General features: G+C 35.7%; 23 protein-coding genes, 8 tRNA genes and 1 other RNA gene. 3 read left to right on the top strand and 29 right to left on the bottom strand.

The window, feature by feature from the left end:
* Nucleotides 1-27: 27 nt before the first annotated feature.
* The 28 genes from BOQ64_RS06390 to rpsU form a co-directional block, all read right to left on the bottom strand.
* Nucleotides 28-1,182, bottom strand: coding sequence for a hypothetical protein (locus tag BOQ64_RS06390; RefSeq protein WP_129054297.1), 1,155 nt, complete (start codon nt 1,180-1,182; stop codon nt 28-30).
* A 118-nt stretch (nt 1,183-1,300) separates the two neighbouring features.
* Nucleotides 1,301-1,798 carry a hypothetical protein gene (locus BOQ64_RS06385; protein WP_129054295.1) on the bottom strand — a complete coding sequence of 166 codons (498 nt, stop codon included), beginning with the start codon at nt 1,796-1,798 and terminating at the stop codon, nt 1,301-1,303.
* Between the two features lie 270 nt (nt 1,799-2,068).
* A complete protein-coding gene (rplL, locus tag BOQ64_RS06380) occupies nt 2,069-2,437 on the bottom strand; it encodes a 50S ribosomal protein L7/L12 (protein ID WP_045501110.1) in 369 nt (122 codons plus the stop codon).
* Nucleotides 2,438-2,483: 46 nt separating this feature from the next.
* Nucleotides 2,484-3,071 (bottom strand): 50S ribosomal protein L10, encoded by a 588-nt coding sequence (gene rplJ, locus BOQ64_RS06375; RefSeq protein ID WP_045501111.1) that lies wholly within the window; start codon nt 3,069-3,071, stop codon nt 2,484-2,486.
* 17 nt (nt 3,072-3,088) lie between these two features.
* Nucleotides 3,089-3,781 carry a 50S ribosomal protein L1 gene (rplA, locus tag BOQ64_RS06370; RefSeq protein WP_045501112.1) on the bottom strand — a complete coding sequence of 231 codons (693 nt, stop codon included), beginning with the start codon at nt 3,779-3,781 and terminating at the stop codon, nt 3,089-3,091.
* Nucleotides 3,782-3,792: 11 nt separating this feature from the next.
* Nucleotides 3,793-4,239, bottom strand: a complete 447-nt coding sequence (gene rplK / locus BOQ64_RS06365; protein WP_045501113.1) for a 50S ribosomal protein L11 — start codon at nt 4,237-4,239, stop codon at nt 3,793-3,795.
* Between the two features lie 437 nt (nt 4,240-4,676).
* Nucleotides 4,677-5,345: a hypothetical protein gene (locus tag BOQ64_RS06360; protein WP_129054294.1), complete on the bottom strand. Its 669-nt coding sequence runs from the start codon at nt 5,343-5,345 to the stop codon at nt 4,677-4,679.
* A gap of 6 nt (nt 5,346-5,351) precedes the next feature.
* Nucleotides 5,352-5,990 carry a hypothetical protein gene (locus BOQ64_RS06355; protein WP_129054292.1) on the bottom strand — a complete coding sequence of 213 codons (639 nt, stop codon included), beginning with the start codon at nt 5,988-5,990 and terminating at the stop codon, nt 5,352-5,354.
* Between the two features lie 10 nt (nt 5,991-6,000).
* Nucleotides 6,001-6,621 (bottom strand): hypothetical protein, encoded by a 621-nt coding sequence (locus BOQ64_RS06350; protein WP_129054290.1) that lies wholly within the window; start codon nt 6,619-6,621, stop codon nt 6,001-6,003.
* 532 nt (nt 6,622-7,153) lie between these two features.
* Nucleotides 7,154-7,696 carry a transcription termination/antitermination protein NusG gene (nusG, locus tag BOQ64_RS06345; protein WP_065395256.1) on the bottom strand — a complete coding sequence of 181 codons (543 nt, stop codon included), beginning with the start codon at nt 7,694-7,696 and terminating at the stop codon, nt 7,154-7,156.
* A 21-nt stretch (nt 7,697-7,717) separates the two neighbouring features.
* The gene (secE, locus tag BOQ64_RS06340) at nt 7,718-7,924 is read right to left on the bottom strand and encodes a preprotein translocase subunit SecE (RefSeq protein WP_045501119.1); all 207 of its coding nucleotides are present in this window, start codon (nt 7,922-7,924) and stop codon (nt 7,718-7,720) included.
* 12 nt (nt 7,925-7,936) lie between these two features.
* Nucleotides 7,937-8,007: transfer RNA gene (locus BOQ64_RS06335), tRNA-Trp, on the bottom strand.
* Between the two features lie 54 nt (nt 8,008-8,061).
* Complete coding sequence (tuf, locus tag BOQ64_RS06330; RefSeq protein ID WP_045501120.1) at nt 8,062-9,267, bottom strand: elongation factor Tu; 1,206 nt, start codon at nt 9,265-9,267, stop codon at nt 8,062-8,064.
* A 266-nt stretch (nt 9,268-9,533) separates the two neighbouring features.
* A complete protein-coding gene (locus BOQ64_RS06325; RefSeq protein WP_129059662.1) occupies nt 9,534-12,632 on the bottom strand; it encodes an efflux RND transporter permease subunit in 3,099 nt (1,032 codons plus the stop codon).
* A 61-nt stretch (nt 12,633-12,693) separates the two neighbouring features.
* On the bottom strand, nt 12,694-13,779 hold the full coding sequence (locus BOQ64_RS06320; protein ID WP_129054288.1) for an efflux RND transporter periplasmic adaptor subunit: 1,086 nt from the start codon (nt 13,777-13,779) through the stop codon (nt 12,694-12,696).
* A 3-nt stretch (nt 13,780-13,782) separates the two neighbouring features.
* Nucleotides 13,783-15,024 carry a TolC family protein gene (locus tag BOQ64_RS06315; protein ID WP_129054286.1) on the bottom strand — a complete coding sequence of 414 codons (1,242 nt, stop codon included), beginning with the start codon at nt 15,022-15,024 and terminating at the stop codon, nt 13,783-13,785.
* Between the two features lie 220 nt (nt 15,025-15,244).
* Nucleotides 15,245-16,609 carry an ATP-binding protein gene (locus BOQ64_RS06310; protein WP_129054284.1) on the bottom strand — a complete coding sequence of 455 codons (1,365 nt, stop codon included), beginning with the start codon at nt 16,607-16,609 and terminating at the stop codon, nt 15,245-15,247.
* A 50-nt stretch (nt 16,610-16,659) separates the two neighbouring features.
* Entirely contained in the window at nt 16,660-17,289 is a 630-nt protein-coding gene (locus tag BOQ64_RS06305) for a response regulator transcription factor (protein ID WP_228448237.1), read from the bottom strand.
* A 342-nt stretch (nt 17,290-17,631) separates the two neighbouring features.
* Nucleotides 17,632-17,703, bottom strand: a tRNA-Thr gene (locus BOQ64_RS06300).
* 40 nt (nt 17,704-17,743) lie between these two features.
* Nucleotides 17,744-17,816 (bottom strand) — tRNA-Gly (locus tag BOQ64_RS06295).
* Nucleotides 17,817-17,902: 86 nt separating this feature from the next.
* A tRNA-Tyr gene (locus BOQ64_RS06290) sits at nt 17,903-17,983 on the bottom strand.
* A 20-nt stretch (nt 17,984-18,003) separates the two neighbouring features.
* Nucleotides 18,004-18,077, bottom strand: a tRNA-Thr gene (locus tag BOQ64_RS06285).
* A gap of 88 nt (nt 18,078-18,165) precedes the next feature.
* A tRNA-Gly gene (locus tag BOQ64_RS06280) sits at nt 18,166-18,238 on the bottom strand.
* 86 nt (nt 18,239-18,324) lie between these two features.
* Nucleotides 18,325-18,405 (bottom strand) — tRNA-Tyr (locus BOQ64_RS06275).
* A 20-nt stretch (nt 18,406-18,425) separates the two neighbouring features.
* A tRNA-Thr gene (locus BOQ64_RS06270) sits at nt 18,426-18,499 on the bottom strand.
* A 111-nt stretch (nt 18,500-18,610) separates the two neighbouring features.
* Nucleotides 18,611-18,901, bottom strand: a complete 291-nt coding sequence (locus BOQ64_RS06265; RefSeq protein WP_034693158.1) for an HPF/RaiA family ribosome-associated protein — start codon at nt 18,899-18,901, stop codon at nt 18,611-18,613.
* The gene (locus tag BOQ64_RS06260) at nt 18,898-19,785 is read right to left on the bottom strand and encodes a tyrosine-type recombinase/integrase (protein WP_129055859.1); all 888 of its coding nucleotides are present in this window, start codon (nt 19,783-19,785) and stop codon (nt 18,898-18,900) included. Before BOQ64_RS06260 ends, BOQ64_RS06265 begins: the two co-directional genes overlap by 4 nt.
* A gap of 79 nt (nt 19,786-19,864) precedes the next feature.
* A complete protein-coding gene (gene rpsU, locus BOQ64_RS06255) occupies nt 19,865-20,062 on the bottom strand; it encodes a 30S ribosomal protein S21 (RefSeq protein ID WP_034693154.1) in 198 nt (65 codons plus the stop codon).
* 269 nt (nt 20,063-20,331) lie between these two features.
* Between rpsU and ssrA the strand changes: the two genes are divergently transcribed.
* Nucleotides 20,332-20,730: a transfer-messenger RNA gene (gene ssrA, locus BOQ64_RS06250) on the top strand.
* Between the two features lie 126 nt (nt 20,731-20,856).
* On the opposite strand, the gene catB is transcribed toward ssrA, so the two are convergent.
* A complete protein-coding gene (gene catB / locus BOQ64_RS06245; RefSeq protein WP_129054282.1) occupies nt 20,857-21,486 on the bottom strand; it encodes a type B chloramphenicol O-acetyltransferase in 630 nt (209 codons plus the stop codon).
* A gap of 392 nt (nt 21,487-21,878) precedes the next feature.
* Between catB and BOQ64_RS06240 the strand changes: the two genes are divergently transcribed.
* Nucleotides 21,879-22,118 carry an acyl carrier protein gene (locus BOQ64_RS06240; RefSeq protein WP_002976354.1) on the top strand — a complete coding sequence of 80 codons (240 nt, stop codon included), beginning with the start codon at nt 21,879-21,881 and terminating at the stop codon, nt 22,116-22,118.
* A 34-nt stretch (nt 22,119-22,152) separates the two neighbouring features.
* Entirely contained in the window at nt 22,153-23,397 is a 1,245-nt protein-coding gene (gene fabF, locus BOQ64_RS06235) for a beta-ketoacyl-ACP synthase II (protein WP_129054280.1), read from the top strand.
* Nucleotides 23,398-23,401 lie beyond the last annotated feature (4 nt).

The raw sequence follows: 23,401 nt of genomic DNA, 5'->3' as shown, positions 1-23,401 counted from the left end.
TTTTATAAAGTTTGTGTTTCTATTTTTTTAAAGGGTCTGCCATGCAAAAGCACTGGCACCAGTCTGTTTACATCCTACAAAGCTCCCCACTGATGATGATACTTCATATATAATGGTTCCCGCATTTGAGGCATCACAGGTTGGCCTTGCATTCGCTTTAATCTGTATTGCTTTACTCACTTCCAGATCTGCAAAATTTACTGAGCTGGGAATCATATTGATTCCTACATTCGTAGTGGCAGCATTATTCTCGTTAAAAAAAACCTGTGTTCCGTTTGCATATACTGTTTGTCCTGAATTAGCTGTTCCGGAAAACCCTACTGCAAATGCTTTTCCACCTAGTGCTGAACTTGCAGAGCCAACAGCAAAACTGTTTGTGTCTACTGTATTTCCACTCCCTATAGTAATTCCGCCTTTATTATTATGTAAATTTCCAAGGGTAAGTCCCGTTGCACCACTCACTGTATTGGAGTTTCCAAATACAAAATGATTAGCCCCTGATGCTGTATTAGAGTTCCCAATAATCTTGGCTCCACTTGTAGCTGAGTTATTGGCACCAATAGCTAAAGCTGGAAAATTAGCATTAATGGCAGTAGCAGTATTGTTTCTCCCAATTGCAACATTGGAAGATGTTGAATTGGTTATATTATTAGATCCCCAGGAAAAAGATGCATAAGGCCCTGATGCATCATTGACATTTCCACCTTGTAATGTTCCACTTACATCAAGAATTGCTTTTACATTTTTTTGAGTGGCCAGTACCAGATTCTGGGCATCAATTGTTCCCAGATAATTTCCAGTAGAAATATCTGTACCTAATGTTGAAGATGTGGCCGTTGTACCGCTGTTTCCTACTGTGCGCCAGTTTCCATTTAAGTTCCCCCATTTTGTCCCATCAAAATAATAGTAACCAGGTGTTAAAACATCTACGGTTTGTCCGGTAGGGGCAGTTTCTGCTGCAGTAACATATACTATGGCTCCGGTTTGGGCTGCGGTATAGTTTTTAGCTTTTAACTGTACTCCTGTAAGTCTCGGTGCAATAATTCCATCAAGTTTATTTGCATCGGATGGAAATCCCATGACATCCAGACTAGCCTGAGGCTGATCTATTCTAATCCCAACCTGTGCAGAAATTGTAAATCCGACAGATAAAAGTGCTAGTGTGAATAATTTGTTTTTCATTTTTTAGTTGATATTTGTTGTTTTTTTTGTTTGTTTTTTTAAAAAAAAGCAGTTTAGTGGCTATTTCATTTAAAACAATAAATGAAACTAGAAGAGAAACCGTAAAAAGTCAGAAATATTATTTTATAGAGGTATTAATACATTTGTCGGGAATCTTAATGACAAACATAAAACCATCAACCAGCTTAATAGAGTTGATGTAAAATTTTTTTATCTGTGTGAATATACTTAACACACCAATATGGCCAGTAGCACCTAATATTCTCCACTTGTTCCATACAGCAACAGACTTTAAATTCTGCAGAGACAAGAGAAAAAAAGTCTGGTCACTAACAACTGGAAAATTTTTGTGTAAAGAATGTTCAAAAACAGCACTATGAGAATCATCATTGACTATCGTATGATGATGAGATATGCATCCCACAGTATTCACAGATTTCTTTGAAAAAGCATCAGATAAATACAGGTAAAGATCAGTAGCATTTATATCCTGATGAAGCACCAATTCAGACTTGCTCATTGTGGTGGATATAATCTTTGCGTTTAGTTTTCCTACAGCCGATAATAGCAGAAGAAATACTATTTGACTATAGGAAAGAAAATAATTTCTATCCAATTTTGTGTTTTTTTATTGATACAAATATAATACTTTTCCAAATAAAACAATGTTTTAATGAAAAAAATTACCAAAAACATAAAATAAACAAATAAAGAACAAATTATTATGTTAATAATTAAGGAATAAATAATAATAACAAAATATAATATAATACATTATAAAAATATTCAAATACAATTATCAATAAATGTAAAACTTATTTAGGTTTAACCATAAAAAAAGCCTGAGCAAATGCTCAGGCTTCTTATATTTATAATAAAATTGAAATTATTTCAATTCTACTTCAGCACCAGCTTCTTCTAATTGCTTCTTAAGAGCTTCAGCTTCGTCTTTAGATACACCTTCTTTAATTGCAGAAGGAGCTCCGTCTACGATATCTTTAGCTTCTTTAAGACCAGCACCAGTTAAATCTTTTACTAATTTAACGATAGCTAATTTAGAAGCACCTGCAGACTTAAGAATTACGTCGAATTCAGTCTTTTCTTCAGCAGCTTCACCTGCACCACCTGCAGCAACAACTACAGCAGCAGCAGCTGGCTCAATTCCGTACTCATCCTTAAGGATAGTAGCTAATTCGTTTACGTCTTTTACAGTTAGGTTTACTAGCGTTTCAGCTAAATTTTTTAAATCTGACATTGTTGTAATGTTTTTGTTGATTATTTATTTAATTTCTTGAGTGTAATTATTCAGCACTTGTTTCTTCAGTGCTTTCTGCAGCAGCTTCTGGAGCTTCAGCAGCAGGAGTTTCTTCAACTACAGGAGCAGCTTCTTCAGCTTTAGCTTCTACAGTTTCAGGTTTGTTTTGAAGAGCAGAAACAACTCTCTGGATTGGAGACTGAAGTAATCCGATGATTTCACCGATCATTTCTTCTCTAGACTTGATGTTAGCCAACATGTCTAGGTTGTTGTCACCTAAGTAGAAAGTTTCCTGAACAAAAGCAGACTTTAAAGCTGGCTTTTCTTCTTTCTTTCTGAATCCTTGGATTAACTTAGCAGGAGCGTTTGCTGTATCAGCAATCATCAACGCTGAGTTTCCTTTGAAAGTAGGGAACATTTCAGAGTAATCTACTCCTTCAATTTGCTCCATTGCTTTCTGTAAAAGTGTATTTTTTACAACTTTTACTTTGATGTTTTGCTTGAAAGCCTGTCTTCTGAAGTCAGAAGATTTACCAGCGTTCAAACCGTCTAAATCTGCTACGTATACTACTTTTGCATCCTGAAGCAAATCTTTGATCTCTTGTATTGCTACAACTTTTTGGTCTTTTGTCATTGTCTTAAGGATTATTATTAGTTAACAGATTTCGTATCAATTGCAATACCAGGGCTCATTGTAGAAGACAAATAGATAGACTTCACATAAGTTCCTTTAGCAGCAGTTGGCTTCATTTTGATCAATGTAGAGATCAATTCCTGCGCATTTTCTTTGATCTTAGCAGCATCGAAAGATACTTTACCAATACCAGCGTGGATGATACCATACTTGTCTACTTTGAAATCAATTTTACCTGCTTTCACTTCAGTTACTGCTTTACCAATTTCCATTGTTACAGTTCCTGATTTAGGGTTTGGCATTAAACCTCTTGGACCTAATACTCTACCTAATGGACCTAATTTACCCATAACAGCTGGCATCGTAACGATAACGTCAACGTCTGTCCAACCATCTTTAATTTTTTGTAAATATTCGTCAAGACCTACATAATCAGCACCAGCAGCTTTAGCTTCTGCTTCTTTATCTGGAGTTACTAAAGCCAAAACTTTAACATCTTTACCAGTACCGTGAGGAAGAGATACAACACCTCTTACCATTTGGTTTGCTTTTCTTGGGTCTACTCCTAATCTTACAGCGATATCTACAGAAGCATCAAACTTTGCAGTGTTCACTTCTTTTACAAGAGCTGAACCTTCTTCAAGGTTATAGATTCTTCCTTTTTCTACTTTGCTTAAAGCTTCCTTTTGCTTTTTAGTCAATTTTGCCATTTCTAATAGTTTTAAGCGTTAAAAGTTGGTTTAGTTCCTGTTACTCTTAATCCCATAGATCTAGCAGTACCTGCAACCATAGAAACTGCAGAGTCCATTGTAAAACAGTTAAGATCCGCCATTTTATCTTCAGCGATTTTCTTTACTTGTTCCCAAGTTACAGCTCCTACTTTGTTTCTGTTTGGTTCACCAGAACCTCCCTTGATCTTAGCCGCATCCATTAACTGAATTGCTGCAGGTGGAGTTTTAATAACGAATTCAAAAGATTTGTCTTCGTATACTGTAATTACTACAGGTAAAACTTGCCCTGGCTTATCTTGGGTTCTTCCGTTAAATTGCTTACAAAACTCCATGATGTTCACACCTGCAGAACCCAATGCTGGACCTACTGGTGGAGAAGGGTTAGCTGCGCCACCTTTCACCTGAAGCTTTACCATTTTAAAGACTTTCTTAGCCATTGTTTGTTTTTTAAATTTGAATAATTAATGAGTTTGGAAGCATTTATTATTCAGTAGGTTATCGCACTCACTTATGACAAACCTACTTTTTGGACTGCAAAAGTATAAAATATTTTTGAAACTACAAACGGATATTGCTGATTTTTAAAAAGTTTTAAAAAAATTAATATCCAGAAGTTTGGACTTCAATTTTTTATATGATGAATATACTCTTTTATCCAATAACCAAAAGAAGAACAGACAACTCGTACCCTTTCTTCCAATTAAACTATTAGGGTTAAAGAAAAATACATCAATAAAACATTTCAACAGTAATAATAAAATTACTAAACTAGAAAATCCACTTACGCTAGTTGGTATTATGTTTTATACATAAAAAGCCAGACTATTAAAAATACAGTCTGGCTTTTCTTTATACTTGTTTTTGTGTTTACGATTTAAAAACCGGATGGTTTATTAATTGTCTGAGTAGAGCCATTAGTTCCGTTAAGATCTGCACTCACATCATTGATATTATGTTTTGTAATCAGTCTTTTGTAAGCCATCAGATAAAGATCTACGGTAAAAGTATTATAATCTCTTGACGGACCTGCTGATGTATTCGCAATAATTCTACTATCTGTAAATCTAGCCTTAATATGCCAGGTTCCATTACTTTTAAATGCAACTACATCAGGAGACCCCTGTTTGTTATCATTTACTCCGTTATCACCATAATCAAGCATCACGTTCGTATTACCATTGCTAAGCTTAAAAGAATAATTGTGAAGTACAACCAGGAAATTATTAGCATCTATCTTAGTATCATAATCTGTAATCCCAGCGCCTGAAACATTGGTAAGGCTAAGTTTAATATAATTGAACAATCCACTGCTTTCAAGATTCGGATCATAAACCTGCAGTGCATTTTCTGATGTTGCCAAAAAACTTCCCCCAGTCATGGTAGGTTCTCCCGGATTTCTAAGGTATAGTGAATTGGTATATGTTTTTCCGTTGACATCAAGTGTTTCTGTAGGTTTATCTGTTTTGATTCCTACTCTACCGGTTTGAGCATTCAAAAGCACACCCAATCCTATCATCATTGTAATATAAATTTTTCTTATCATGTTTTATTATTGAAGCCCAAGAGGCGTATTGGTTGATACTCCGGAAAAGGAAGCTGCAGCAGATACTGAGCCCTCAAATGTTCCCCAGTCTTTTACAAGAGATTTTTCAAATACATTTAATGTTAATGTCCAGGTTCCGTTTTGTGAATTCACTGTTCCTGCCCCTTTAAAGCTTAAATTAATAGCCTGGTAATTTTTCCCGTTCTTCTGCACTTTGGTTACTTCCGTTGAATAAGCCCCATACAGTCTCGAAGTTGCTGTAGTTGTTGCAGAAACGGCACCACTAAAAATAGCTCCAGTAATTGCTACAACATATTTATCTGCATCTAACCCTGTATTCAGATTGATAACTTCATCCTGTTTTACATTTTTTAAAACAACAGTATACATATTTACCGGTGCTACATTACGAAGGGTAATATCCAAAAGTTTTACTTTTCCTACTGGAGATGTATCTTTTGAACGGGTAAGTAATAGGTAATTCCCTCTTGCTGTTACATTTTCAGTATCTATTAAATAAGATTCTACAAGAGTTTCTCCTTCTACATCAAGTGTTCCTTTTGGGTTGGCTGTATTAATTCCAATTTGTGCTTTTAAACCTAGAGTGGCCGCAGCTACAAAGAATAAAGAGATAATTTTTTTCATGTTTGTGTTTTTATTGAATTAAGGGAGCTGCTGCAGCACCAGTTGTAGAAGATCTGAGATCCTGAGTTGAGTTTAATTCTTTTGCATAGGATCTATCATATACCAACAAATTCAGAGTCCATTCTCCGGTAGGTAAATTGGAAGTTGGAGAAAATCCTTCATAATCTGCTTTCAATTTCCAGGTGTTTCCTGTTGAATAAGCAAATATTTGAGGAACTGGAGTTAGCCAGTCTGCAGTATTCGTTCTTACAGGTTGAGTAAACCCAAAGGAAGAAATTACTACTAAGAATTTTTTGGAATTGATTTTTGTATCAAATTCTCTTACCCAGTCTTTATCTGAAGGATCACAGGTAATTTTAAACTGAATAATATTGATAGGTGCCGGAGAATTCGGTACAAAGGAATCATTGTAAGCCGTAATTTTATTTTCCGGAGCCGGTGATTTAATAATAAAGGTATAATTTTCATCTGCCCCTAATTTCTCCATGGGCTTTTTGAAAACAATACCGGATGTCTTCATTGTTCCGTTCACAGTAAGTTCCTTTTCCGGCTTTGCAGTATTAATTCCCACCTGGGCATTAATCAACACTGCTGAACCTAATGAAAGGATCATCGAAATAGTTTTTGTCATTTTTCGTTTATGTGTTTGCTATAAGTTTCTATTCACCACATCTTATTAAATCATATTTATTGTTTTTAATTCAAAAACACAAAAAATATGCTATGCAACTTTAAAAAGTGCACTTAATAAGAAAAACAATAAGTTTTATGGGTTAATTGCTGAATAAGTTACAAGAACTATGCCATCAAAAATAAATCAATCTTCGGAAAGCCCTTTTAATAAAGGAAAACCTATAATTATCCCACAAGCGGGAATATTCAATTTAGTCAGATCCTTTATCCAGACGTGGATAACAGCGATTGGCAGTTTTATATATTATTAATAAAAAACCTGTTAAAAATTATAAAAAATTAAATTTAAGAGATAAAGACAGATTGTTTTTTATCAATAATAAATTATTCTGAGAAGAAATATAATTGGCTGTATTTATATGACCCACAGGAGTATCTAATTGATCAATACTGATTACTTATTTATCAATAGTAGTAAAACAAAAAAGACCGCTTAATAGCAGTCTTTTTATATTTTATATAAGTAAATATTATACTTTTTCTACTTGCATGTAGCTTAGTTCCATCGGAGTTTTTCTACCGAAGATTAATACAGAAACTTCAATTTTCTTTTTATCTTCAAGAATCTTCTCAACTGTACCATTGAATCCGTTGAAAGGACCATCGATCACTTTTACGTTTTCACCTACTACATATGGAATCTCAACATCGCTTGCGAATTCTGAAAGTTCATCCATTCTTCCAAGCATTCTGTTCACTTCTGATTTTCTCATTGGAACAGGATCTCCACCTTTTGTTAAACTTAAGAAAGAAATAACTCCAGGGATGTTTTTGATAACGTGAGGAATCTCTCCCATCAGCTCAGCTTCAATCATTAAGTATCCAGGATAGTAAGGTCTCTCTTTAGGAACTTTTTTACCGTTTCTAATTTGGATTACCTTTTCCATAGGAATAACCACTTGAGTAACGTACTGCTCAAACCCTAGACGTTTGATTTCTGTCTCAATATAGTTTTTCACTTTATTTTCCTGTCCGCTGATAGCTTTCAGCACATACCATTTCAATTCGCTCATTTTGGGAAAATACTTTTATAATTAATTGAACAAGTTGATTAGCATACCAATGATGTTGCTGATTGATTTAGAAAACAATTCATCAACTCCAAATGTAAACAATGCCAAGATCACTGTCGCAATAGTCACTACAATTGTAGACGACTGAAGGTCAGCCCATTTCGGCCATTCAACTTTATGTCTGAATTCGTTATAAGAACCTTTTAAAAAATCGACAAATGAACTCATAATTTATATTTGCACGGGCACAAGGATTCGAACCCTGATCAACGGTTTTGGAGACCGGTATCCTACCATTGGACGATGCCCGTAGTTAAAAAGCTTCCGAGAGTTTCCTTTCGGAAGCTTAATTTATTCTAAGATGATTAGTCTAAGATTTCAGTAACCTGACCTGAACCAACTGTTCTACCACCTTCTCTGATCGCGAATCTAAGACCCTCGTTAAGAGCGATTGGTTGTAACAATTCTACAGTGATCTCTAAGTTATCACCAGGCATTACCATTTCTACACCTTCTGGTAAGAAGATCTCACCTGTAACGTCAGTAGTTCTTACGTAGAACTGAGGACGGTACTTGTTGTGGAATGGAGTGTGACGTCCACCTTCTTCTTTAGAAAGGATATAAACAGATGCTTTGAATTTCTTGTGAGGTTTCACAGAGTCTTTCTTAGCGATTACCATACCTCTCTTGATGTCAGTTTTTTCAATACCTCTCAACAATAGACCTACGTTATCACCAGCTTCACCTCTGTCTAGGATTTTTCTGAACATCTCAACTCCTGTAATAGTAGAAGTTAATTTTTCTTCACCCATACCAACGATATCAACTGGATCTCCAGTGTTGATAACACCAGCCTCGATTCTACCAGTTGCTACAGTACCTCTACCTGTAATAGAGAATACGTCTTCGATTGGCATCAAGAATGGCTTGTCAGTATCTCTTACTGGCTCGTCGATCCACTCATCAACTGCATCCATAAGAGCTTCAACAGTTTTGAACCACTTATCTTCTGAGTCACCGTTAGTAGCTGCAGTAAGCGCTCCAAGAGCTGAACCTTGGATTACTGGAGAGTTATCTCCATCAAAGTCATAAGTAGCTAATAGATCTCTAAGTTCCATTTCAACAAGCTCTAACAATTCTGGATCATCCACCATGTCAACTTTGTTCATGAAAACAACGATCTTAGGTACGTTTACCTGACGGCAAAGTAGGATATGTTCTCTAGTTTGAGGCATTGGACCATCAGTTGCAGCACATACTACGATAGCTCCATCCATCTGAGCAGCACCAGTTACCATGTTCTTAACATAGTCGGCGTGACCTGGACAGTCAACGTGAGCATAGTGTCTTTTTACAGTTTCGTACTCGATGTGAGCAGTATTGATAGTGATCCCTCTTTCTTTTTCTTCTGGAGCAGAGTCAATTGAAGAGAAGTCTTTTTTCTCAGCAAGACCTTTGCTAGCTAATACAGCAGAAATAGCAGCTGTAAGAGTAGTTTTACCATGGTCAACGTGACCAATAGTACCAATGTTCAAGTGTGGTTTGTTACGATTAAACGTTTCCTTTGCCATGATTTAAAATTATTTATTTATTGTTTTTCAAATTTTCGGTGTGCAAATATAATGAATTTTTAAATACCAAAAACTTTTTATTCAAAAAACTTTCAATATTCTCATCCGATGAAGGACAAACCTTATATTTCGATGCATTGAGACTGCAAATTTACACATTTTTCCGGATTGAAAAAATCTTTCTGGAACCTTTTACAGCTCCTTTTACAGAAAAGCCTGAAATACAGAATATTTCAGGCTCAATTAATATATAAAATGAAAGATAATCAGACTTGATTTAGCCTTTTAGGCCTGTTAAAAATCCAGAAAATGATTGGAAAAATAAGCAAAGTAAGTACAGTGGCCGTTATCAACCCTCCAATAATTACAATAGCTAAGGGCTTTTGAGATTCGGATCCGATCCCTGTAGACAATGCTGCTGGCATTAATCCGATAGAAGCCATAAGAGCAGTCATAATAACAGGTCTTGTTCTGGACTTCACTCCGCTTAATATGGCATTGTCTATATCCAGGCCGTTTTTAACATTCTGATGAAATTCTGTAATAAGGATAACTCCATTCTGTATACAGATTCCCAGAAGAGCAATCATACCTACTCCTGCAGAAATTCCGAAATTGATTCCGGTAACATGTAAGGCAATAATACCTCCAATTAATGCAAACGGAACATTCGCCAGTACAAGAAGAGAGTCTTTCATATTTCCAAACAGGATAAACAGAAGGAAAAAGATCATCAGAATACTCACCGGAACTACCTGAGCCAATCTGTGTGAAGCACGCTGTTGGTTTTCAAACTGCCCTGTCCAGCCTACAGAATATCCATCCGGAAATTCAATAGTAGCTACTTTTTTCTGAGCATCGGCAATGGTACTTCCCAAATCACGGTCACGGATTGAGAATTTTACTCCAATATATCTTTTGATATTATCTCTGTAAATAAATGCAGCTCCGTTATCTTTAACAATGGTACTGATCTCTTTTAAAGGAATTTTTGCTCCATCCTGAGTAGGCACCATCAAAGCTGCAATATCATTTTCATTGGTTCTGTATTCCTGTGAATAACGGAGACGAATCGGAAATTTCCTCTCTCCATCAAACATTTCAGAAGCTGTTTTTCCACCAAAGGCCATTTCCAATACAGCCTGTGCATCAGCCGGCATTACTCCGTAAGCAGCCATTTTATCTCTGTCCAGGACTACACTTACTTCAGGCTGACCGATATTTTTAATAATACCAGGATCTTTTACTCCTTCAACATCTTTAATCTTTGATAAGACCTCGTGCGCTAATTTATCCAGGGTTTCTAAATTATCTCCATAGATTTTGATTCCGTTTTCTGCTTTAAAACCGGCTACGGCTTCTGCCACGTTATCTGAAATCGGCTGTGAGTAGTTGAAGGTAATTCCCTGATAACTTCTCAGCTTTTGATCGATTTCATTAATCAGTTCATCGTAGGTAATCTTCCGTTTCCATTCTTCCCTTGGCTTAAGGTTTACAGCAAACTGCACAAATCCGAATCCATTCGGGTCAGTACCATCATTACTTCTTCCTGTCTGTGCCAGAACATCTGTTACTTCAGAGAAGCTCATAATGTCTTTTTTGAGAAGATCTGCTGTTTTTAAAGATTCTTTTAATGATGAACTCATTGGCATTTCTGCAGTGATCCAAAGTGAACCTTCATTAAGCTGTGGCAAAAATTCTGTCCCAAGGAATTTACCAGAGAATAGTGTCAACGCAAGGAATGAGATGGCCACAATCATACTCATTTTTTTATGTTTAAAGGTTACGTTGAACCCTTTTAATACAATTCTGTCCCAAAAATTAACAAATGGGTTATTTTTTTCTCTTACATTTTTATTTAATAGAATATGGGAAAGAACAGGAACCAGCGTTAATGTAAATATCAATGCTCCCATTAATGCAAATCCTAAAGTAAAGGCTAAAGGAGAGAACATTTTTCCTTCCACTTTCTGGAATGAGAAGATCGGAATTAATGAAGTAATGATTATCAGCTTGGAGAAGAAAATTGCTTTTCCAAGTCCCGTTCCGGTTTGTTTAATCCATCCTCCCTTTGCCAGTTTGTTGAATTTCTCCATTCCATATTTATGTGCTTTGTGGTCGAGCATTACAAAGAGGCCTTCCACCATGACGACGGCTCCGTCAATGATAATCCCGAAGTCAACTGCTCCCAGAGAAAGTAAATTCGCACTCATCCCTGCTAATTTTAAACATAAAAAGGCAAATAGTAAGGATAAAGGAATAATGATGGAAACGATTAAAGTCGTTCTCCAGTCCGCCATAAAGATCAAAACGATCACAGTTACCAATACAATTCCTTCAATCAGGTTATGCATTACGGTGTGGGTAGTGAAATCCATCAGGTTATCCCTGTCATAGAAAGTCACCATTTTTACGTCTTTCGGAAGGATCTTTTCGTTCAGTTCTTTAATTTTAGCTTTTACGCCAACCAAAACTTCTCTCGGGTTCTCTCCTTTTCTCATCACCACAATACCTTCTACGGTGTCATCATGTTTATTTAAGGCCGCCTGCCCTACTCTAGGCATGGAGCTTTCGTGAACTTCTGCTACATTTTTTACCAGGACCGGATTTCCGCTGTCATTCTGAATGGTAATATTTCCGATATCTGTAATAGATTTCACCAAACCTATTCCTCGTACCACATAAGCCTGTCCATTTTTTTCAATAACGTCTCCGCCAACATTCAGGTTACTCTTGGTAACCGCATCATATACCTGAAGTGGTGTCAGATTATATTTATCCAGCGCTCTAGGATCGATACTTAGTTCAAATACTTTATCCTGTCCACCGAAAACGTTAATATCCGCAACTCCGGGAACACCTCTTAGAGCACGGTCTATCACCCAGTTTTGCAGCGTCAGCAGTTTACGGGAATCTTTTGTTTTACTTTCCAGTGTATATCTGAAAATTTCTCCGGTTGGCCCGTAGGGTGGCTGCACTTCAGGGTCTACCTCGTCAGGAAGGCTAATGGTTCTTAATTGGTTATTGACCTGATTTCTGGCAAAAGTATCATCCACCCCATCATCAAACAGAATTTTAACAATGGAAAGTCCAAACATTGTGGTACTTCTCACACTGGTTTTCTTCTGAACCGGGCTCATTGCCAATTCTATGGGAGTAGTCACAAAACGTTCTACTTCTTCTGCACTACGCCCATTCCATTGGGTAATGATGACAATCTGAGTATTGGTAACGTCCGGAAAAGCTTCAATAGGCATATTTTTGAAACTTATAAAGCCGGCTATGGCTAAAATAGCCACCCAGATAAATGTAAATGCTTTATTCTTGAGTGAAAAAGCGATTATATTTTTAATGAATTTATTCATGATAGATGCATTAATGACCTAAAAAAGTCGTTGAAAGAATTTATTTTAAATCATTACAGTTTTAACTGTTCAGAGAACGGTATATCAGCAGCTGATTGTTCGTAATTACTTCTTCTCCTTCTTTAAGACCATCCACAATGTAAGTGATATCGCCTACCTGTTTCTGTACTTTTACTTCTCTTACTTTTACGTCGGTTCTGGATTTAAAAACCACTACAAAACTTTTGTTATCGTCAAAAATTACGGCTTTGGATGGAACAGTCAGCATTGTATTGCTTTCCAGGCTAGAAACTTTTATGGTTGCTTTACTATCCGGAATCAGTAATCCGTTGGCATTATCCAGGACGACTCTTGCCTGCATGGCATTGGTTTGCGGATCAATGATTTTAAATATCTTATCAATTTTCCCATCAAAAACCTTATCCGGATAAGAAAGTGTAGACACCTGAGCTCTCATTCCCAGGCTGATTTTTTCAATATCCGATTCATTTACGTTCATGATCGCCCATACATTGGTGGTATTGGCAACATCGAAAATATTTTCGCTTCGGTCACTTCTCAGCTGCATATCTTTATTGATACTTTTCTGAACAATATATCCGTTAATAGGGGCTACCACACTGTATATATTCCCTGATTTCACATTATAAACAGTACTTACCGCTGTAGCTCTCTGTAACTGATCTTCGGCTTTCTGTAACTGACTTTTTGCTTCCAGCACATCTCTTTCCGTATTCAATTTTCCTTCATAAAGTTCTTTGGCAACTCTAAGATTATTTTTTGCGACTACAAGATCTGTTTTAGAATCGCTCACATCTTTTTGAATTTCGGCCAGCTCGGTACTTCTGATAGTAGCCAAAACCTGTCCTTTTCTCACGTAATCTCCAAGTTCCACATTTACACTCATTACATTTCCTCCTACCAAAGGGTAAACATCAATATAGCTGTTTTTGTCTGCAGAGATCTTTCCGTAAAAGCTATATTCATCTTCTATATTCTTTACTTCAGCTTTTGCCAGAGAAATTGAATTCAGCATGGTGTTACTGAGTTCAAAACCTTTTTTTGCCTGATTTGTCTTTTCTTCCTCTTTTTTTGAGCAGGCCATCAATGATAAGATCATCAATACTGGGATAATATAAGTTTTCATCGTTTAATAGAAGATTTTCGTTTGTACTAATTGGTTAAGTTGTTCTGCCGCCTGCATGATTTCATTCTTCATATCATAAATTTGAAGTGCTGTTTCCCGGTAGCTATCCATGAAATCAGTAAATTCAATAAGGTTCACGTTTCCTTTTCTAAAATTGGTCATCATTCCGTTATAGACGAGATCCATATTCTGAAGATCAGTTGTTTTAATATCCGCAAGCTGATCATATTGTGCTTTCCAGGTTTTATAGGCTGCCTGTACCTTCGTCTCAAGGGTCAGTTTCTGAAAATCTGCATTTTTCTGATTCTGTTGAATCGCATAATTGGCTTTTTCCACATTTCCCTGATTTACTCTCCATAATGGTAAAGGAATTCCTAGGGTCAGATTGGCTTCATTATTGAAAGTTCCCCCTGCCTGATCCCATGCTGCTCCAACATTAAGATCTGGTACGTTTAATGATTTCTGCCATTGAGCATACAGTTTACTGTTATCAATTAATTTTAAGTTATATCGATAATCTGCATTATTTTCCAGGGCTTTACTTTTAAGTTCTTCTTCATCTCCAAAAGGTTGGATAGCCAATGCTTCTTTAGCTTCGGATTCAGGCATTAGAGGCTCTATATCCTCTGAAATTCCGGTAAGAACTTTTAAATTCTGCTCAAAGCCAAGGATATTTTTGTTGATCTCAAGCTTATCATGATTAAGTTGAATTACTAAGCTTTGCAGTCTTACCGCATCTTTAAGGGAAACATTTCCTTTAGCAGACTGTACACGATAGGCACTTAGCAGATCATTCATATATCCTAATTGCTTATCTGTATTTTCAAGCTTTAGCTTTTCATAGTAAAGATTAAAATAAGTAGTACGAAGCTGAGCCCTCAGATCAACAAGAAGTTGGGAAAACTGAAGTTGGGCAAGTTCTTTGTTGGATTTAGCAAAAGCAATTTCATTTTTCTTTTTACCACCCATGTAAATTAATTGGGTAATCCCTGCTCCTTTTGAATGTCCTACATCAAAAAACTTTTTATCCTGGGGGTTGTAAGCATTAAACTGTCCGCTCAATTGTGGTAACTCCCAGATTTTGGCCTGCAAAATATCAGCATCAGCCATATTGATGTTGTACTGTTCGGCGAGCAGCTGAAGATTGTTCTTCTGGAAAGCTTCTTCACAATCCAAAAGAGACATTTGCTGTTGTGCCGCCATGAATGAGGAAACGGCCAGGCACAGCACTGCAATTCTGTTCATTATTTTCTTTTTAAATTACAAAATTGCTCGGATGTGCTTAAAAGAAACTTAAATGAGGCTTAAAAAAATATTAAAATCGGCTTAAACAGGCTATTTCAGGTAAGATTATTGAAGCCTAAAAATTAAAATTTATCTCCAATGTTTGAATTTTCCACTGAAATTTAATCAAAAGTTTAACAAAACTTGTAGCCGTTATTGTGAAAGAAATAATTCTTAAAATCTATTTTTTAAAAATCATAGTAAATTTATTGATCTCTTCTTCAGGAGAACAATACATAATTTCTGCATCATGATATTCAAGAATCCTTTTAACAATTCTAAGTCCTAAACCGGAACCTGAAATATTCTGGGCATTATTTCCTCTTGTAAAAGCTTCAAATAGTTTCGCCTGTTCTTCCTCAGGAATAGTATTACCGTGAGAAATAACATCAACACTAAGATTCGTGTTAGTTTCTGTTATCAGAACTTTTACTTCTGTATTATCAGAATATATAGCGGCATTTTTAAATAAATTAATAAAGACAATCACCAGTAATGAATGGATTCCACTAATGGTAAGAAAAGCATTCTCTGAAATTTCTTCGGTAATGAGAAAATCCAGCTTTAATTCAGGATAACTTTTTTCCACTCCTTCAAAGGCTTCAAAAATTACTTCATCTATTCTCACATCTTCATAAATGCTCTGAATATTTTCTTTATCAAATTTTGTAAGTAACAACAACGAATTCGTCAGATCTGACAATTGATAAACATCACGCTGAATTTGCTGTAATGAAGACAGTGTTTTTGGAGAGTGTTCTTCAAATTTAATCAGGTTCTCCAATTGAAAAGCCATTCTTGTAATAGGAGTTCTTATTTCGTGAGACGCACTTGCTGTAAAATCTTTTTGGGACTGAAACACATCATTAAGTCGAACAATCATCGTGTTGAACGATTTTGCAAGAACATTTACTTCATCATCAGACTCCTGTACAGGAATCTGAGTGGTAAGTTTATGGGCCGTTACTTCTGAAATTTCCTTATTCAAATCTTCCAGAGGACGAAGAAATTTCTCTACAAAATAATAACTGAAAAAGCCTATTAGAAGTGTGCTCATAGCATAGGCCGCAATTAAAAGATATTTCAGAAAGCCTAGCTTTGATTTTCCGTTGGTATCAAAAGCACTGGTAAGAATATAATAATTTTCTCCATTAATGTTTCTCAGTGCTGCATAGATTTCAGGAACTGTCTTTTCAGTGTAAATAATCTTTTTTTTATCCAGCTCCTTAAGCATCGCGCTGTCCCAGGTAACATTCCGGTCTTTAATTGTACTGTAAATTAATTCTTTCTGTTCGTTGAAAATTAAAATCTTTTCATTCAAAAGAATATTATCTGAATTTTCATTGAAAAAGATAGGTGCTTCTTCTTCAAAATCTTTAGACTTGGAAATAAAATGAGTAGTAAACTCCAGCCTCTGTCTGAACCTTTCTTTAAATTCATCCCTTCTAAAATCATTAAAAGATAGATAAATAACCGCCATTACCATTCCAAAAAGCAATGAAAAGGCTATACTGATCGTTAAAGCTATCTTTCTTTTTAAAGACATTTATAATGGGCTTAGGTAATATCCGAAACCGGAACGGGTATGGATAAGTTTTATTTTAAAATCTTTATCGATCTTTTTCTTAAGAAATTAATGTACACCTCTACTGTATTGGTATTGGTATTAAAATTATGCTCCCACACATGTTCTGTGATCTGCTGCTTAGAAACAGTTCTCCCTTGCGCTTCTGCCAGATAAACCAATAGCTGGAATTCTTTTAAAGTAAGGGTTATTTCATTTCCACCACGATATACCTTCTGCTCTGTTTTATTGATGATAAGGTCGTCTACTCTGATAATATCCTGATCGGAAGTATCTGATGGCATTTTTCTTCTTAACAGGGAATTGATCCTTAAAAGAAGCTCCTCAAACTGGAACGGCTTTACCAAGTAATCATCAGCCAAACGGGTAAATGCATCTTTTTTATCAGAAATATCTCCATAAGCTGAGATGATAATGATTGGGGTACTTTTATCAAAAGAACGAATAGTCTGACAAACATCCAACCCATTTATTTTGGGAACATTAATGTCTAGTAGATAAAGATCATAGGAATTATTCTTAATCTGGCGAAGAAAAGTTTCCCCATCATAAATTTTATCGCAGGTAAAATTATTAGACTCTAAAAATCGGCAAAGCTCCGCAGAAAGAATGAGATCGTCTTCTAATAAAAGAATATTCATCAAAAATTATTTTACACGAATTTAGCGAAAATTTTCATGCTGATTATGGATTGGAAATAAAAGTTGAGAATAATATGAAGCTAAACAATTTTCGAGTTATGAAAATTCAGAACTTGATTTTATAATCTGTGCATTCAAAACAGAATCCGTCTCATCATTTTTTAAACAGTTGTATAACTATTTTTCTCTATCAACTTTATATTATTGTAAAATTAGGAGATGTATATTACGGATTGTTCTGTACAATATTGAATCATTTTTTGAAAATCAATAGCATTATCCGTTGATAGTATTTGAACTTTTGGGCAAAAAAAATTCCCGAAGAGATTCGGGAGATTCGAGAGCCAACTACGGGACTTGAACCCGTGACCTCTTCCTTACCAAGGAAGCACTCTACCGCTGAGCTAAGTCGGCATTAATTAAAAAAATCACACTGAATAGCGTGATTTTATTGAGCGGAAGACGGGGGTCGAACCCGCGACATTCAGCTTGGAAGGCTGACGCTCTACCAACTGAGCTACTTCCGCAATTTTGTTTCCAAAATTATTGGTAAACGCTTTGCAAAACTAAGAATTAATTTTTAATTCTGCAAACTTTTTTCTAATATAAAATGTGGGGAGAGCAGGATTCGAACCTACGAAGCCGAAGCAACTGAGTTACAGTCAGTCCCATTTAGCCACTCTGGAATCTCCCCAGATATTTTATATTAAATTGAGCTTCCAGAGGGATTCGAACCCACGACCCCGAGATTACAAATCACGTGCTCTGGCCAACTGAGCTATGGAAGCATTTAATAAATAGACTGAAATTGATCGAGAAACTCTACTCTACACATTTCAGTGTTAAAAAAATCAATTTAAATATTGATTTTTGTTGAGCGGAAGACGGGGGTCGAACCCGCGACATTCAGCTTGGAAGGCTGACGCTCTACCAACTGAGCTACTTCCGCGATTTTGTTTACAAAACCATTGGTAAACGCTGTGCAAAACTAAGAATTATTTTTTAATCCTGCAAACTTTTTTTAAAAAAATATAGTGGGGAGAGCAGGATTCGAACCTACGAAGCCGAAGCAACTGAGTTACAGTCAGTCCCATTTAGCCACTCTGGAATCTCCCCAGATATTTTATTTTAAATTGAGCTTCCAGAGGGATTCGAACCCACGACCCCGAGATTACAAATCACGTGCTCTGGCCAACTGAGCTATGGAAGCATTTAAATAACAAAGAATTCAAAAGAACGCTGTTCCCTTTTTGCGAGTGCAAATATAGAACGGTTTTTTTGAATTCTCAAATATTTTATAAACTTTTTTTAACTTTTTTTTCTATGCCATTTCTTTTTTCTTGATTAATAGCTTTTTAGCTGTATCAACACAAAGGTCCAAACTTTCTTCAAAACTTGCGGAAGTCTTCTTTACTACGATATCGTCACCCGGAACCGCCAAAATAATCTCAGCCGTCTTATTAGCTTTATCAGCATTGTTTTCTACTTTTAGAAATACTTTACACTCTTGAATTTTATCATAGAATGTATCTAGTTTACTAACTTTTTTGTCGATGTGTGATTCTAGTGGTTCGTGTGGAGTTAAACCAATTGATTGAACTGAAATCTTCATAATTCTTCTTTTTTAGATGCTCGAGGGTGAGCTTGATTAAACACTTTTTTCAATTGTTCAATATTAGCATTCGTATAGACCTGAGTACTGGCAAGACTGGAATGCCCTAATATTTTTTTTACTTTGGAGATCTCCGCCCCATTATCCAATACGTGAGTAGCAAAGCTATGACGAAGGATGTGAGGACTTCTTTTTTCTTTTGTTGTTATAAGACTAAGGTACTTATTAACTACGATATAAACAAATTTTTCATTGAGTTTTTTCCCTTTCTTATTGACAAAAAAATAGGATTGATATTCTGCCTGTGGATTTCTTATTTCAAGATAACTTTTAAGAAGCTCAGACAGGTCTTCGGAAACAGGAACTACCCTTTCTTTATTTCCCTTTCCTATTACTCTTAATTCATTTCCTATTATATCAACATTCTCAAATATCAGGCCACAAAGTTCAGCTTTTCTCATACCGGTCTGATAAAGTACTTCTATAATGCATTTTTCCAGAACACCATGTTCCTGTTCAAAGATCCGGTCATTAAGATCAGCCATTTCCTCTTCAGACATAGGAATCTGCTTTTCTGCGTAAAATTTAAGGGAAGAGATTCCCTCAGTAGGAGAAACCTTAATTTCACCTATCTTTAAGAGGAAAAGATAAAAACTTCTGAGTGATGACAGTTTTCTATTGATACTTCTTTTGGAAATATTATTTTCGCTTAAATCAACAATAAAGTTTCTGATGATCTTTTTGTCGGCTTTAGAAATATCTTCGGAAGATTCTGTTCGGAGATAGAAATGGGAAAAGTCTTCAAGGTCTTTTTTGTAGCTTGTAATGGTGTGAGGAGAATATCTTTTTTCAAATTGTAAGTATTCTAAAAACTTTTCCAGCATCATAGGGTATAAAAATAAAAATTCACTCCTCAAATATAAGAATTTAAGAAGTGAATTAATATATGGTTAAGAAAAAATCTTAAGCCTGCTCTTCCTTGCTAAGTGCTCTTTGTTTGTAAGCCGCTTTTAATCTAGCTTGTCTCAAAGTTACAGAAGGCTTAATAAACTGTTGTCTAGATCTTAATTGACGAACAGTACCTGTTTTATCAAATTTTCTCTTGTATTTTTTTAAAGCTCTGTCGATGGATTCACCATCTTTTACTGGAATTATTAACATATTTTACATCTCATTTTGGATTGCAAAACTAAGCTTTTTTTCTTAGAACGCAAAATATATTACCACAAAGAATCATCCACTCACTGCCATTTATCTTAAAAACCCAGTATTAAAAGCAGTTAACATGGAATAATATTTTTATCCACAATCACTAAATTTCAATTCTTAAACGCTTCATGCTGCTTATTTTATCTTCAACGTCTATTAAACTCACCTATTATTAATGAAATATAAACAAAAAGCACTATCTTTGCCTTCACTTTATTCATGGGGTTGACTGGTTTCGACAGCAAGACCAATGGGTAAGTAAGCATGCAGAGAACCGTGGCGCGATCTCTATAATCCCTTGCTACAAAATTTTAACTGGCAACGAAGAGTTCGCTCTTGCAGCTTAATATCGAAGTATAGTAGATAAAGCGTTTTCCTGAAGATAGTAAGGAAGCAAGATATTCCACAAATGCTCTGTTCTGCGGCGTTTGATCCTGGGATATAGGAATGCGGGAATAAGGTTTCAGATGCTTCGGCTGAAACTCGAAAACTTTAGAAGATAAGCTGGAAGTTGGGTGTCTGCTCTCTGCTTTCAGTCGAAAACCAATAGTAGAATAAGCATGTAGAAAGCTTATGTATTGCTTGTTTGGACGAGGGTTCGAATCCCTCCAACTCCACAAAAACCACTGAAATCTTCAGTGGTTTTTTTATTCCCAATCATATCCTTTAGCTTATCATATATAAAAGAATATACTAATGAACTCAGGAACACAAACACAAAAGACTCCATTTCGGAGCCTTCTGAATTATTTTATCCTCTTATAGAATTCGTATAGTAAATCAATATCTTCAGAGCAAAGCATTGGTATTGCTTTTTCAATAATACTTTCATCCCATTCCCACCACTTCATTTCAAGAAGTAATGCAATATGATGATTGCTAAATCTTTTTCTGATTGGTTTTGCAGGATTACCACCTACAATAGTATAAGGCTCTACATCTTTTGTAATTAAAGATCTGCTTCCGATTACAGCCCCATCTCCTATTTTAACACCTGCCATAATCATAGCTTCAGTCCCAATCCAGACATCATTACCAATAACAGTGTCACCTGCCGACTCAAAAGCATCTTTACTATTTTGGAAACATTCTACTTCAGACATATAATAAAAGGGGAAACTTGAAATCCAATCGTAACGATGCCCCTGGTTCCCACACATAATAAAGCTGGCACCACTTCCAATAGAACAATAAGATCCAATAATCAGTTTATCCACATCATTTCTGTCAGGAAGCAGATAACGGGCACAGTTATCGAAGGAATGTCCGTGATAATATCCGGAGTAATAAGAATATTTACCGGCAATAATATTAGGGTTTTGAATATGGTCTTTTATGATTTTGCCTTTAAAAGGACTTTCAAAGAAATTTTTCATTTTTTAGCTTTTAAATAAAACAATAGAAACATATAGAACAGCAATAAGCCATTCTTTAAAGAAATATGATTTGTTTATTCAAAAAAGCTAACGTGTTAATTTCATAACAAACAAATATAGACAAAAAAGGATATACTTTTCATTCATTTTGGTTCCGAAGAAGACGAAAATCAGTCTTTTTTAAACATTTTGTATAGAAAATAAGTCAGTTCGTCAGAAAATAAAAATTAAACCACTCTAATACAATCAAATATAAATGGCTGAAAACTAAAACACTAAACTTACAAGATCTAAAATGAGGGTCCTCTATCCACAAAAAAGACTAAAAAAATGTTTTATCGTCAAGAATTTTATATATTTGCACCATCTAACAATTAAAAAAATAATTTACTATGTCAGACATTGCATCAAGAGTAAAAGCTATCATCGCTGATAAGCTTGACGTTGAAGAAACAGAAGTAACTCCTGAAGCTAGCTTCACTAACGATTTAGGAGCAGATTCACTAGATACAGTTGAGTTAATCATGGAATTTGAAAAAGAATTTAACATTCAAATCCCTGATGATCAAGCTGAAAAAATTACTACTGTAGGACACGCTATCGCTTACATCGAAGAAGTAGTAAATAAATAATATTCTTCAACAAAAAAGAAATTAAACAAAGTTTATGGAATTAAAAAGAGTAGTTGTAACAGGTTTTGGAGCAATAACGCCAATCGGAAATAATGCAAAAGAATACTGGGAAAATCTTGTGAAAGGTGAGAGCGGAGCCGCTCCGATTACTCTTTTTGATGCCACAAACTTTAAAACCAAGTTCGCATGTGAGGTAAAAAACTTCGATCCATTACAGCATTTCGATAAGAAAGAGTCTAAAAAAATGGACCGAAATACTCAATTGGGACTTGTTGCTGCCAGAGAGGCAGTAGAACATTCTGGCATTATTGAAGATAATGTAGATAAAAACAGAGTTGGTGTTATTTGGGGCTCCGGAATTGGAGGACTGGAAACGTTTGAAACGGAAGTTTTAGGATGGGCTAATACAGAAATTCCTAGATTTAATCCTTTCTTTATTCCTAAAATGATTGCAGATATGACTCCTGGTCAAATCTCAATTGAATATGGTTTCCACGGACCAAATTATACAACTGTATCTGCATGTGCCTCTTCAGCTAATGCTTTAATTGATTCCAAGATGCTTATCCAACTAGGAAAAGCAGACGTTATTGTGTGCGGAGGCTCTGAAGCAGCCGTAACAGCAAGTGGTGTCGGTGGATTTAATGCAATGATGGCACTTTCTACAAGAAATGATGATCCTACAACAGCTTCAAGACCTTTCGACAAAGACAGAGATGGATTTGTATTAGGTGAAGGTGCTGGATGTATTGTTCTTGAAGAATACGAGCACGCTGTAAAACGTGGTGCTACAATTTATGCAGAATTATTAGGAGGCGGTATGAGTGCAGATGCATATCATATGACTGCTCCACATCCTGAAGGCCTTGGCGCTTATCTGGTAATGAAAAACTGTTTGGACGATGCAGGTTTAACTGCTGATGAAGTAGATCATATCAACATGCATGGTACCTCTACTCCATTAGGAGACATCGCAGAATCTAATGCAATTTCAAAATTATTAGGCGAGCATGCTTTTGACATTCAGATCAATTCTACAAAATCAATGACAGGTCACCTTTTAGGAGCTGCCGGTGTTATTGAAGCTATTGCTGCATTAGGAACTATTATTCATGGTGTTGTTCCTCCTACCATTAACCATTTTACTGATGATGAAAAGATAGACAGCAGACTAAACTTTACGTTTAATACAGCTGTGAAGAAAGATGTAAAAGTAGCCATGAGCAATACTTTTGGATTTGGCGGGCATAATGCTTGCGTTCTATTTAAGAAAATCTAAATTC

Origin of the sequence: Chryseobacterium sp. CH25, from assembly GCF_004119455.1 — a bacterium.
Taxonomy (GTDB): Bacteria; Bacteroidota; Bacteroidia; order Flavobacteriales; family Weeksellaceae; genus Chryseobacterium.
Note: the sequence above shows the minus strand (reverse complement) of the source record. Positions and strands in the feature narration are given on the sequence as shown.

Bases quoted from the DNA above. Each gene is read 5' to 3' on its own strand.
- BOQ64_RS06390 (WP_129054297.1), bottom strand. From the start codon at position 1,182: ATGAAAAACAAATTATTCACACTAGCACTTTTATCTGTCGGATTTACA.
- rplL (WP_045501110.1), bottom strand. From the start codon at position 2,437: ATGTCAGATTTAAAAAATTTAGCTGAAACGCTAGTAAACCTAACTGTA.
- rplJ (WP_045501111.1), bottom strand. From the start codon at position 3,071: ATGACAAAAGACCAAAAAGTTGTAGCAATACAAGAGATCAAAGATTTG.
- rplA (WP_045501112.1), bottom strand. From the start codon at position 3,781: ATGGCAAAATTGACTAAAAAGCAAAAGGAAGCTTTAAGCAAAGTAGAA.
- rplK (WP_045501113.1), bottom strand. From the start codon at position 4,239: ATGGCTAAGAAAGTCTTTAAAATGGTAAAGCTTCAGGTGAAAGGTGGC.
- BOQ64_RS06360 (WP_129054294.1), bottom strand. From the start codon at position 5,345: ATGATAAGAAAAATTTATATTACAATGATGATAGGATTGGGTGTGCTT.
- BOQ64_RS06355 (WP_129054292.1), bottom strand. From the start codon at position 5,990: ATGAAAAAAATTATCTCTTTATTCTTTGTAGCTGCGGCCACTCTAGGT.
- BOQ64_RS06350 (WP_129054290.1), bottom strand. From the start codon at position 6,621: ATGACAAAAACTATTTCGATGATCCTTTCATTAGGTTCAGCAGTGTTG.
- nusG (WP_065395256.1), bottom strand. From the start codon at position 7,696: ATGAGCGAATTGAAATGGTATGTGCTGAAAGCTATCAGCGGACAGGAA.
- secE (WP_045501119.1), bottom strand. From the start codon at position 7,924: ATGAGTTCATTTGTCGATTTTTTAAAAGGTTCTTATAACGAATTCAGA.
- tuf (WP_045501120.1), bottom strand. From the start codon at position 9,267: ATGGCAAAGGAAACGTTTAATCGTAACAAACCACACTTGAACATTGGT.
- BOQ64_RS06325 (WP_129059662.1), bottom strand. From the start codon at position 12,632: ATGAATAAATTCATTAAAAATATAATCGCTTTTTCACTCAAGAATAAA.
- BOQ64_RS06320 (WP_129054288.1), bottom strand. From the start codon at position 13,779: ATGAAAACTTATATTATCCCAGTATTGATGATCTTATCATTGATGGCC.
- BOQ64_RS06315 (WP_129054286.1), bottom strand. From the start codon at position 15,024: ATGAACAGAATTGCAGTGCTGTGCCTGGCCGTTTCCTCATTCATGGCG.
- BOQ64_RS06310 (WP_129054284.1), bottom strand. From the start codon at position 16,609: ATGTCTTTAAAAAGAAAGATAGCTTTAACGATCAGTATAGCCTTTTCA.
- BOQ64_RS06305 (WP_228448237.1), bottom strand. From the start codon at position 17,289: ATGAATATTCTTTTATTAGAAGACGATCTCATTCTTTCTGCGGAGCTT.
- BOQ64_RS06265 (WP_034693158.1), bottom strand. From the start codon at position 18,901: ATGAAGATTTCAGTTCAATCAATTGGTTTAACTCCACACGAACCACTA.
- BOQ64_RS06260 (WP_129055859.1), bottom strand. From the start codon at position 19,785: ATGCTGGAAAAGTTTTTAGAATACTTACAATTTGAAAAAAGATATTCT.
- rpsU (WP_034693154.1), bottom strand. From the start codon at position 20,062: ATGTTAATAATTCCAGTAAAAGATGGTGAATCCATCGACAGAGCTTTA.
- catB (WP_129054282.1), bottom strand. From the start codon at position 21,486: ATGAAAAATTTCTTTGAAAGTCCTTTTAAAGGCAAAATCATAAAAGAC.
- BOQ64_RS06240 (WP_002976354.1), top strand. From the start codon at position 21,879: ATGTCAGACATTGCATCAAGAGTAAAAGCTATCATCGCTGATAAGCTT.
- fabF (WP_129054280.1), top strand. From the start codon at position 22,153: ATGGAATTAAAAAGAGTAGTTGTAACAGGTTTTGGAGCAATAACGCCA.